A 10,805-nucleotide genomic window follows, 5' to 3' on the forward strand; every position below is an offset into this window, starting at 1 on the left:
CTGAGATGGAAACCGTTGCTAATGTTGGATGACCGTTGGGGGCTGTGCGGATGGCGATCTTCCCTTGTGTGCCATTTTGACAAGTGACCGGCACGATTACCTCATTTTGAAGTGAGCTACGCGTATAATATCCTGTGCAGGATATTGTATTGTTTGAATTCGCTATCGAGAAGCTTTGATTATGAATTGGCTCACTCGCTTTCTCTAAGCCACTTGCACAGCCAGCCAAGACGCTTATTGCGGCAAAAATTGATAATCTCATCATCGCTTTAAACATCCTAACTTTACTCTTTGCTGTTCTTCATCATCTCAAGCAGAGTCCGGATGTATTATGAAGATCTACTAAAGTTTAACAGATCAAAGCCTCGCTTTTGCGGGGCTTTTTTTATTGGAGTTTTTCATGACTGTTCCTATCGCAGATCAGCTTGAATTCATCACCAATGGAAATGGCGTTACAAGAGAATTCTCTTATCCTCGCCGATTTCTACAAAAGGATGAAATTGTCGTAGCCTTTCGCACCGGTGACATCGACACGATAAAAAGCCTGAATGTTGACTATTCAATCGCGGGGTCTTCATGGCCGGCGGGCGGAAAGATCGTTTTCAATGTAGCGCCACCGGTGGGTGTGAAGGTTGTTCTCTACCGTAAGACACAAGTTAAGCAGAGCGTTGACCTTGAGAACAAACAACGCAATGACGCTAAGGCAGTGGAGACACAGCTTGATCGTTTAACGATGGCTTTGCAGGATACTGATCTGCTTGCCCGAAGAGCACTGCGAACTGATAGCAAAGAAGGCTATCGTTTATCCGCGCCAGTTCCTGATCGGGTTCTTGTTTGGGATGAGCAGGGCAAAGCAATTGTGCCATCATCTAAATCTGTACATGATTTTGAAACTGCGGTCGCAAGTGCCCAGGCGGCGCAAGCAGGTGCGGAGGAGGCCCGCGATCAATCTGTTAATGCGAAAAACAAAGCCAAACTTTCTGAAGAGGCGTCAGCGTCGAGTGCTGCAACTGCTAATTCACATCAAAGCGCAGCCGCATTAAGTGCTGGAAAGTCTGCAGAAATGGCAGCACTTGCCGGAGGTCATGCAATGGCGGCAGCAGCATCTGAAGTTGCAGCCGCTTCAAGTATGGCAACGGCAAAGAGTTATAAGCAAGAGGCCGAACAAAGTGCTGCCTCCGCCGAGACAGATCGAGAGCGTGCTGAGTTGGCAGTTTCTTATGCTGCTGCACAAGCTTCGTCTGCTGAAGCCTCGGCGCAGGCAGCTTCCACCGATGCTCATGCTACTCAGATTGATCGTATTGCTGCTGCCGATAGTGCTGCGAGTGCGTTGCAAAGTAAGAATTCTGCCGCGGTCAGTGCTGCTCAAGCCGCACAAGTTTTGGCGGGCATGGATGGCGGTACAAGCGGTCAGGTTTTGGCTAAGCTATCGGGTAATGACTACGATTACACATGGCTTACGCTTGATGGCATCGGCGATATGGCTGCATCAGTATATGATCCTGATGGAAAAGCAGCAGACGTGTTTAATATGCAAAATATGGTAGAGGCTGTAAATGCTAAGATTATGACTGCTGATGAGCGCATTAGTCTTGCAGCTAATAATAGCGCTCGTCATACACACGAAAATAAAGGTGTGCTTGATGCAACAACAGCATCATTTAGCGTTGAGGAGAAAAATAAACTTTCTGGCATTCCGGCTGATGCAGATAAAACCCCGTCTCTGGCTAGTGTTGCGACGTCCGGTCGTTATGCAGATCTTACAGGTCGGCCAACGCTTGGTACAGCGGCAGCTCAAAATGTAAGTTACTTTGCGACCGCTGCACAGGGCGTGAAAGCTGACACAGCGGTTCAGCCAAGCGATTTAAATGCTGTGACGATTAATCGGAGCGGAAGTTGGCGTGACGTTACCAGTCAAAGAAGCGCGAATACGTCATACCGGAATACGACAGGTTACGTCCTGCTCATCGCTGTCTCATTTAATAATACCTATCATGATGTTCAGCTCGAAGTTTCTACTAACGGCGCATCATGGGTGAATGTTTATAATGTTCGATACTCAGGCATTTTGCCAATATTGCCTGGCCAATATTATCGAATTAATCGCGCATTTAATGAGTGGAAGGAATTTTCATGATTGAAAAAGGGTTTTTTCATCCAGACCTTGGATATTGGCAAACTGTTGGCGGAGAAGAGGCCGTTGATGACTATCCCGCAGGCACCGTGGAAGTTCCGCTTAAACCCAATGACCATCACGAGTGGATAAATGGTGAATGGGTGTATAATGAACCTGAGCCTCCCATTACGATCATCCCATCGGTCACTCTATGGGAGCGAATGTCCGAGGACGAAGCCGTTCAGGTCGAGGCTGCTATGTCGACCCAACCATTTCGAACACGGCAGATATTCATGACAGCGCAAACGTTTCGTTCTGATCACGAGCTTTGGCCGCTTTTGGAGCAGACTGCGATTGGCTTATTTGGCGATGCGCGTGCGGCTGAATTATTAAAACAGCCCTGATAAGCTGAACTTAACAGGGCTGTCATTAACGATTTAATTATGCGGATAGCTTTTCTACAGAGGTAGTTTTTGTATTCACCCAAGGAATAGGAACTGTAGGTTGATCAAGTATGCCACGTTTTCTGGCAAAGCCCTTAATCGCATTCTGTGCAGCTATAATTGGCTTCGCACCATCATGCGCATCGCAACAAGCTTTCCAAGCGGTCTCGTAAATCAGATCACGATCATCTTCCGGCCATTCATGCAAAAACATAAGTGCATCATGGATACTAGCAATTTCTAATGTCAAATAACGTCCATTGGTGACGTAAACTGGTTTGTCAAACAAACGGTCGCTCACTTTGACCTCCTTCATCAGAACGAAATTTGTTGGAATGACGTTTTTGATTTAGTGCAGTAGAAACCTAATTCAAGGATTGTATTTTCTTTTACTAATTAAAAAGGAACCTTTTTTATACGCGCCGGTTCACCTTTCAGGAGGTGATATAATGAACAGTTTTGAATTTGAATCCGTCTACAATGGAAGCGTTGTTCTAATTACAATAGGCGTGGTTTGGTTATATTTTTTGCATGGCAGTGGCGACGTCGTTATCGGTCTCGAAGACGTCCCCCTGAATAGAATGACGGTTTATCCTCGTCACTCGATAAATTTATGAATTTAAAATTTCACAAAGATGCCTCGCTTATGCGGGGTTTTTTTATTGCCGAAAGGAAATGACATGACACGACGCATTAACGCGGCGGGGCTTTCGCACATCCAGAAGTGGGAAGGCAAGCGACTGACTGCTTATCAAGATGTGGCTGGTATATGGACGATTGGCTACGGCCATACATCTGCGGCCGGAGCGCCCAAGGTGGTTGCTGGTATGAAGATCAGCGATCAGGAAGCTGTGCGTATTCTTCGTGCTGATCTGGCGAAGTTTGAAAAGCGCGTATCGGATCTGGTCAAAGTGCCTCTTACAGATAATCAGTATGCAGCACTCGTTTCGTTCGATTTCAACACAGGTGCTCTTCATAAATCCACATTGCTCAAAAAGCTGAATGCAGGTGATTACGGTGCTGTGCCGGCAGAGCTGATGAAATGGGTCAATGCAGGTGGTAAACGTGTACAGGGGCTGGTTAACCGTCGCGCAGCAGAGGCTGGGCTTTGGGTTAAGGGTGATTTCGTTTCCTCAAACTACGTTTCCCCTGAGCAGAAGAAAGACACTTTGCTCAAACCTGAATTGATTGCCTCAGCTGGTGGATTGCTTTCAGGGCTTGGTGGTATGGCCGCAGGATCGTCACCAATCCAGTGGGCGCTAGCTATTATCATGGTCGGGGCGTTTGGTGTCGGTGTTTTTTATCTGATTAAGCGCATGCGGGAACAATCCGCATGAGGCTCACTCTTCAACATATCATTGGCGCATTAATCGGAGGGGCGGTTTCAGGCCTCTTTTTTTATGCGCTTGGCATTCATGAAGGCAAACAGCAGGCAGCACTTAAAGCTGCCGAGGCGGTCAGTCAGGCAATCCAGAACAGGGCAGGTATCAATGAAACAATCAACAATATGGACAGCTTTGCTCTGTGTGTTGAGCTTGGCGGGGTGCGCGACCAGTGCGAACAACTGCGCGGGCTGGCAGAAGATCAGCCTTAAACCGGAAACGGCTGTCTACGTGGCGCAGAACGATTCTCCTGCGGGTAAATCAATCGCCGGTCACAATGCATATGGCAAAAAGACGGGGTGCTGGTGATGATACCAAACGACAATGATTTCGATTTGCGTTCTCGTATCGTCGGCAACGAGCATCAGATAGCTGCCATGGCCTTACGCGTAACGTCTCTTGAGCAATGGCAGCGACAAGCTGAATTGGCAGATGCGCGTAAGGACGAGCAGTGGAAGCACATGGACAACCGGTTCAATGATCTGGAAAAGAAAATATCGGGTGTAAGCGAAACATTAGCAAAGGTAGTCTGGCTGATTATTAGTGCTTTAATTCTTGGTGTAATCAGTTTCATTATTAAAGGAGGTTTTAACACCCTTTGATATGGTTTTACGTAATGTCTCGATAGGTTGAAATGCCAGACGTGCAGCTTTAAGGCGGGCTGTTTTTTCGGTTCTCAATTTCAGTTCCTCTTCAATCTCATTTTCAACACGAGTTTGAATTGGGTTATGTGATTGCGTTTTTTGAAATGCAATTTCAGCAGTTTCGCGAAGGGCGCTAAATGTATTTTTCATGAATTATCCATCTATAAAAGGAAATAAAAAAGGCCAGACAATTTGTCTGACCTCAGTTGGTATTATTTTCTCATTAGTGCCAGTACATCCGTGGTCAAGAATGAGTAATACCGAATTATGCAGCTTGCAGATTGCATGCAGACATTTTGCCTGACTTGTTGTCACGCTCTGTGTCGTATCCGATTTTCTGGCCTTCATTTAGCCCGCGCATACCGGAGCGCTCAACAGCAGAAACATGTACAAACACATCGTTGCCGCCATTGTCAGGCTGGATAAAGCCGAAGCCTTTAATTGAATCAAACCATTTAACTGTGCCAGTGGTCATAATGAACCCTCTCTTAGCAGTAAATAAGATGCTCCCAGCTCAATATGAACTGTGAGTATGATAACGATTTTTTGAAAGGGAAGGTTCGTTAAAGGCGCTAATGATGCGCAAGAAGCAAAGCTAAACAAGCAAATATCGATATGGCTAATGTAGGTGCTATAATCTTAAAGTCAACCCTCAGCTTGGATTTAAATAAAAACTCTGCTTTTGATTGTTGTTATTTTGTTTATTCCCACATGTTTATGTCATTCCAATATCACATTTCCCCAAAGTGGCCATGAAAGGCAAAGCTCCCCCATTTCTTGTAATTGTTATGCAACCTTAAAATGATCTAAAATCAAAAGGGTAAGGATGATTTACGGATGTGGTGCTAGTAGCTGTGGCCTACCTGCACCGATCAAAATGTCAGACTGTTGGAGTGCTGGTGATGGCTACATTCGCGAAAGATATAAGAGATTGAGTAATTCGTATGGAGAGCAAAATTGACGACCTCTACACGAAAGTCACTGAAAAGCACCAACTTCTCACCCAAGCTAAAGGTGCTCTTTGGGTGCTGATGCTTATGATAGCAGTGGGAGGGTTCATTGCAGGCGAGATAGTGCCTATCGTTCAATATTTATCTGGGCGTTGAATCTATTCAATAGGCATAGTTGAGTTGATGATAAGACACTTGTGCATTAAGTCACTCCCAGCGCCATATCCTTGGCAATTTTAGATCTCCTCTGCGAATATTCTAGAGTTATCATAGGATAATCTGGCGCTAATCCCCATTTTTTTCTGTATTCGTGTGGAGATAAATCATGAGATGACCTTAAATGCCTTTTAAGAGTGTTGAATGATTTTCCACATTCGAGACAAATGATATTTGTTTTAGTAAATGATTTTTTAATGTGAACAATAGGTAGACGCTGAGCTTCAGTAGATGAAGTCAAAATATTATCGCAAAATTTTCCATCTTGCATGATTGTTATTAATGAGCTGTGAATATTAGTAATTAAGGGTGGTAAAGCAGAAGTATGAATATTATTATATTTGATATAATTAATTGTTATTTCCGCAGTTAAATTCAGTAAGTGATCTTTCATGTTTAAACGCCTTAAATGACAAGATTCGTAGTTTAATTATAAATTATAACATATTTTATATTTTTTTATAAATATCAATCCTTCTCATCGTTCATGCTATACCACCTACAAAGCCGCTCAATTCCTTAAGGCGCTCCATAGCCATACGGAAGCGTCCGTCACAGCCTTTGCCACGGCATCGTGAGCGGCGCTCGACTTCATCTAGGTAAAGCTGCTCATAACCTTCCTTCTTACAAATGTCGGCCTTCTTGATGTAAACAAGGCGGCCGCACTTAAGGCATATCATTTCTAAGCGCTGATCATCTTCCAGATCACGGACTTGTATTTGGCTTTTCCAGCTCATGGCAAAGCTATCCCGTGGCGCTAAACACGCGCAAAAGGGTTGAATGTATTTTTACAAAAGCTAATTTGTTCTTTAAATGTTCTAATTTAATGTGAGAGTCAATTAAAAATAATTGTGCACAGGTGGTGCTGAAGCAATACACACATAAGGCCCCAAATCGACATATTTCCAATAGGATATTTAAAGGTCACATGCACGTGCATTTACACAAGTCATGATATTTACGAATAATCGTTTTAATTGGGATTGTATCAACCCGCGGCTAGTTTTTATTAAAAATTTACTGAAATCATTTTACAATTCGTTTTAATGAACATTGTTTTTATTAGGCTATCTTGGGCTGCTTTTTACAGAGGATTTCTACTTAACTTATTGATTTTATTAATATTAAAACCTGACTTTTAATCAGTAGGTCCACGGTTCGAACCCGTGCGCGCTCACCATTCTAACTTAGATTAGAATGGTTTAGCAGAAAGTAAAAAATCTCCATTTTACAGTTTGACTTCATTTTACACACTGACAACAATGTGTTGCCTTTCTGATCGCTTTAATAAAACTCCATCAGCTAAATCAATTTCCTAATTAGCGTTTCAGATTTCGATTTGGAGTGGCATGATAGTTTTGCAGTTCTCTTCATGCCTGTCTTAGGCGGTGTGTTCTGTCAAAGCTCGTCACTATACAAAAGTGCAGTTATTCAGGAATAAGTGCCTCTCACACTAAAACAAGAAAGAATGACGGGTCTTTAGGGGAAAGACAGTAAGACTGATAGTGAGCGTGTAATGAATCGCCTCTTTTGATTTTAAATCAATTTGAAAAAACGGGTAATGTTACGTCCCACCGATTCTGTGGTTTGGCGTGCTTGGTCTCTTCGCAACTAACAATGATACGATCTTTTTTTTCTGCATCTGCTCGCCATTTTACACGAAGCGGTAATACACATTCCGGCACAAAGGTTTTGCTATTGACGTACGGGAATAAGAAATTCGTACCATTTTCAATATTACTGCCGTTGATAAAGCGTGCAGCAACCTGCTCAATAGCATCATGACCTTGCATGTTTGATCGTGTTTGCCGTTGACTTTCAGCGAAGATCGCATGGCACATCCGCAAATTGTTTAAACCAAAGCGTTGGCCACAATAGTTACGGATTTCCTCAAGGCGAGATAGCGGTAATTTTTCATAAATTTCGACATCGCATTCCCCGCAAGCAATGGGATTGTCGAAAAAAAATTGTAGTGATGGCCGCTGCTTGATGAAAAACGTATAATTGGTGCTATGCTCTCTATGTTGCGTTTCAATACCGGTAAACAGGTATGCTGCATTCAAAAGCGGTAGCAGCGCTGTGCATGTGATCAGAGCATATTTTTTCATAAAGATTGATGAAGTCCAGTGAGTGTGTGGTTCTTTATTTTTATGATGCAAACTGGGATTAAGAGCTGTTTCTTAGCTGTAATTGATAAGCTTGGAACTAGAAATCTGATTAAGCTGGCGGTAAATATCATTTCAGCGCGCTCTATAGATAGCAGTAATCTTTCCGCTCGTGAGCTGTTGTTCACTCAGTTGACCGCGCTCAATAGAATCCAAGTCTATGGGCAAAGGTGGATTAAACTCTAGATCAATAGAAAAGAAACCGGTTGGATGCGGCATGTCCTGAATAAATTTGAGTAATGCTTTGCGGGATGTGCCGCTGATCTGGCTGTCAGGTAGCATCTCAACACTTTTGCTTGCTATGTCACGCAGGCGCGCAATATCAGTTTCCGGATCACTTTCACCCGTTTCTGTGGGGAGTGCGGCGTAATTGGCAAGAACCGGCAGAGCGAAACTCTCCCACATGCCCTGATTGTCGAGCCTTACGCGCAGATGCGAAACTGTTGCGGTTGGATGGTCGGCGAGGGAAGAGATGGTTGAACCAACTGGCAGATTGATTTCGGCAGAAATTGAAGCCTTGCCCAGTTTTGTACTGCTGATTTCCGCATTCTGAATATGCAGATAACCGCTTTCTGGGTTAAACTGATAGGAGGCTGAAGCATCCATTGGCCATTGTTGAATTGAGGTGATGTAATCTGGAATTTTGCTGCCACTTTGCAGTTTCATGCGCACACCATCTATCGCGATGCGTCCCCATTGCGGCAAATGTTTATTCAAATCAGGCGTATCAGATAAATAGTCTTGAAAACCGTCAGCTTCGACAATAGCTCTTTCAATTGACCAGCCCATGAAACTCGAAGTGTTGTAAATACTGTTTGAAATAATGCATCCTTCGGGAATGTCCCGAACAGCATAATCCTTGTCAGGATTGAAAAAGCTTACGTTTTTCAGAAATTCTTCGCACTGGCCCAATGTCGTTTTATCGACCTCAGGAGCGGTTGTTTGCGCAAGTGCAGTGGTGACGGTGAGGGAGAGAAAAATAGTAGGTAGAATGAGACGCATTTTAGCCCGCTTGGTATCTGAAAAAAACAAAAACAGAGTTCTTGCACACAGTTGCATATGTCACGTCTGATTGTGATTGATGCGATGAATAATGCGAAGTTTTATAGGTCTTACAAGACGTTATAAACTTTCTGTATAATGCCATCAGGTTCACGATAGGTGATAAATCCCATAGATCCATAATAATGCAGTGCTGGCAAATTATCTGCTCTAATATATGCATCAATGTGCTTTATATTGGCTTGTTTAGCTGCAGCTTTACTGCTGGCAAAAAGAGCCTTACCTACGCCTCTACGATGGGCTTTGGGGCTGATATGTGTGCCGATAACCGCCCAATCGACAGGAACATCAAAGCGGTTTCCTTCAGTTGCGTGGATAAGTGACTGGAACCCAAGAATTTCACCATTCGTATCAACTGCAACACTGCATAAAATATCTGATGGGTTGTTTATGTAGTTAGCGAGCACAAAATCCACATCATGAGGGTGTGTGCGGCCTGTTTCTGCAACGATTGCTGTTAGTATCGAGCTTAACGCCTGTGCATCTTCAGTTTGAGCTGCGCGTATGATTATTTTTCCCTGAGTGGAGGCTGTTGCAATCGGCATTGAAAAGCCATCCATGAGAATAAAACTCGGCTCTTGTCGCTGATGTTGATTAATGAGGGGCACAAGACGGGTAAAATGTTCGGAGGCGCAATGAATATCTAAAGCGTTTCTGTCTGGCCATTCTTCAATGAAAACAAAATGTCCTGGATCTTTTTGATCAATATATAAATTATAGGCAATGCAGAGTGGCTCAAGTTTGGTTTTTTCAACCAGCTCTTTGTAAAGAGGCAAAACAATATCGATTTTATCAGGTTTGATAAAATCCTGCGCTATTACTTTTAACATTGTTATCCCTTTGGGTTGCAGAGTGCATTGAGCTGTGAATATCACTTACACTACGACTCGCAATATTGGTTGTTCTTATTTTGTTCCAATTTGAGATTATGTCAATATAGTAACTTCCGAAGTTTTTTAAGGGCGAAGTTGTTTTGTCATAACAAAAAGGCCGGAGAATTGTGCTCCGACCTTTTTTAGCTGATGAGCTATGCTTATTACTGTGATTTGCGTGAGCGCAGCGCGCGCGCCAGACCACCACCAAGTAAACCGATGCCAATACCGATTAGGCCAAAGCTGAGGGCGCTGGAGCCAATATCGGAGCTATTAGCTGATGAAATGGCTTGTGCAGCTGCTGCGGCGGTTGAATTATTTGCTTGGGCGTCCATCATTGCGACCATTCCTGGTTCACTACATTTTGGCAGCAGCGTCGTTAAAGCTTCCTGACTTTTACTGTATACTGATTTTACGTTATTTTCACAGCGCAGCTGATCTGCGGATGAAACTCTACCAGCCATAAAATGTAAGTATAGGCCAGCAGCCAGAGCAACAGCGCCAGCGAGGAGCAATAGGGAGTTAGAGCGGGAGGAATTGTCTTTTTGCATAATACGTCCTTATAATTTCAAGGGCGCCTTATAGTTTAATTTTGAAAATACGCAATTTAGCTTTGTTATCGTTTTATGACTTGCTGATAACAACTGGGAGCTATGCCAATAGGTAGGCTTATCAGTACTGGCGAGCATTGGTTTTACTCTGCGACATATTCCTTGATAAAATTTACAATTTCTATTTCTCACAATATGTAATCAGTTCGAATGGGGTATATATATCTATCTTATAGTATGGATTTATAAAAATATTCATACTGACCTGAGCCCCAATACTCCTCCATTTTTTAGGAGAGTCTTGGGTTATACTATTGGCCTTAAGCGGCCTGTTTTTCTAGAGCCATTTTTATGGCGAACTCATTCGGTGTGACATTGCCGAGTGAAGAGTGCGGTCTGTTTTT

Annotated in this window: 14 protein-coding genes; 5 read left to right on the forward strand and 9 right to left on the reverse strand. The window is 43.4% G+C overall.

The features are described from left to right. The first annotated feature begins 388 nt into the window (after nt 1-388). Entirely contained in the window at nt 389-2,137 is a 1,749-nt protein-coding gene (locus tag ABDZ76_RS16555) for a hypothetical protein (RefSeq protein WP_343808114.1), read from the forward strand. Further along, nucleotides 2,134-2,520 carry a hypothetical protein gene (locus tag ABDZ76_RS16560; RefSeq protein ID WP_343808117.1) on the forward strand — a complete coding sequence of 129 codons (387 nt, stop codon included), beginning with the start codon at nt 2,134-2,136 and terminating at the stop codon, nt 2,518-2,520. Before ABDZ76_RS16555 ends, ABDZ76_RS16560 begins: the two co-directional genes overlap by 4 nt. 37 nt (nt 2,521-2,557) lie before the next feature. Here the strand turns inward: ABDZ76_RS16560 and ABDZ76_RS16565 are convergent, their stop codons facing one another. Next, nucleotides 2,558-2,860 (reverse strand): DUF982 domain-containing protein, encoded by a 303-nt coding sequence (locus tag ABDZ76_RS16565; protein WP_343808120.1) that lies wholly within the window; start codon nt 2,858-2,860, stop codon nt 2,558-2,560. Between the two features lie 379 nt (nt 2,861-3,239). On the opposite strand from ABDZ76_RS16565, the gene ABDZ76_RS16570 reads away from it, so the two are divergent. The 3 genes from ABDZ76_RS16570 (at nt 3,240) to ABDZ76_RS16580 (ending at nt 4,543) form a co-directional block, all read left to right on the forward strand. After that, nucleotides 3,240-3,896 (forward strand): lysozyme, encoded by a 657-nt coding sequence (locus ABDZ76_RS16570; RefSeq protein ID WP_343808123.1) that lies wholly within the window; start codon nt 3,240-3,242, stop codon nt 3,894-3,896. Next, the gene (locus ABDZ76_RS16575; protein ID WP_343808126.1) at nt 3,893-4,153 is read left to right on the forward strand and encodes a hypothetical protein; all 261 of its coding nucleotides are present in this window, start codon (nt 3,893-3,895) and stop codon (nt 4,151-4,153) included. The genes ABDZ76_RS16570 and ABDZ76_RS16575 overlap by 4 nt, the downstream gene beginning before the upstream one ends. A gap of 96 nt (nt 4,154-4,249) precedes the next feature. Continuing rightward, nucleotides 4,250-4,543: a hypothetical protein gene (locus tag ABDZ76_RS16580; protein ID WP_343808151.1), complete on the forward strand. Its 294-nt coding sequence runs from the start codon at nt 4,250-4,252 to the stop codon at nt 4,541-4,543. Here the strand turns inward: ABDZ76_RS16580 and ABDZ76_RS16585 are convergent. The 8 genes from ABDZ76_RS16585 to ABDZ76_RS16620 all read right to left on the reverse strand — a co-directional run bounded on the left by ABDZ76_RS16585 (nt 4,490) and on the right by ABDZ76_RS16620 (nt 10,188). Continuing rightward, nucleotides 4,490-4,735, reverse strand: a complete 246-nt coding sequence (locus tag ABDZ76_RS16585) for a hypothetical protein (RefSeq protein ID WP_343808129.1) — start codon at nt 4,733-4,735, stop codon at nt 4,490-4,492. The two genes, ABDZ76_RS16580 and ABDZ76_RS16585, sit on opposite strands and share 54 nt — an antisense overlap. A gap of 115 nt (nt 4,736-4,850) precedes the next feature. After that, complete coding sequence (locus ABDZ76_RS16590) at nt 4,851-5,060, reverse strand: cold-shock protein (RefSeq protein WP_184224744.1); 210 nt, start codon at nt 5,058-5,060, stop codon at nt 4,851-4,853. A 677-nt stretch (nt 5,061-5,737) separates the two neighbouring features. Continuing rightward, nucleotides 5,738-6,145 carry a Ros/MucR family transcriptional regulator gene (locus tag ABDZ76_RS16595; RefSeq protein WP_343808133.1) on the reverse strand — a complete coding sequence of 136 codons (408 nt, stop codon included), beginning with the start codon at nt 6,143-6,145 and terminating at the stop codon, nt 5,738-5,740. Nucleotides 6,146-6,236: 91 nt separating this feature from the next. Further along, on the reverse strand, nt 6,237-6,488 hold the full coding sequence (locus ABDZ76_RS16600) for a hypothetical protein (RefSeq protein ID WP_343808136.1): 252 nt from the start codon (nt 6,486-6,488) through the stop codon (nt 6,237-6,239). Nucleotides 6,489-7,292: 804 nt separating this feature from the next. Next, entirely contained in the window at nt 7,293-7,859 is a 567-nt protein-coding gene (locus ABDZ76_RS16605; protein ID WP_343808139.1) for a hypothetical protein, read from the reverse strand. 132 nt (nt 7,860-7,991) lie between these two features. Further along, nucleotides 7,992-8,975, reverse strand: coding sequence for a hypothetical protein (locus tag ABDZ76_RS16610; RefSeq protein WP_343808142.1), 984 nt, complete (start codon nt 8,973-8,975; stop codon nt 7,992-7,994). A gap of 53 nt (nt 8,976-9,028) precedes the next feature. Continuing rightward, nucleotides 9,029-9,808 (reverse strand): GNAT family N-acetyltransferase, encoded by a 780-nt coding sequence (locus tag ABDZ76_RS16615; RefSeq protein WP_343808145.1) that lies wholly within the window; start codon nt 9,806-9,808, stop codon nt 9,029-9,031. 206 nt (nt 9,809-10,014) lie between these two features. After that, complete coding sequence (locus ABDZ76_RS16620) at nt 10,015-10,188, reverse strand: hypothetical protein (protein WP_343808148.1); 174 nt, start codon at nt 10,186-10,188, stop codon at nt 10,015-10,017. Nucleotides 10,189-10,805: the final 617 nt, after the last annotated feature.

It is taken from the genome of Paenochrobactrum glaciei (assembly GCF_039522165.1).
In the GTDB taxonomy this organism is placed as follows: Bacteria; Pseudomonadota; Alphaproteobacteria; order Rhizobiales; family Rhizobiaceae; genus Paenochrobactrum; species Paenochrobactrum glaciei.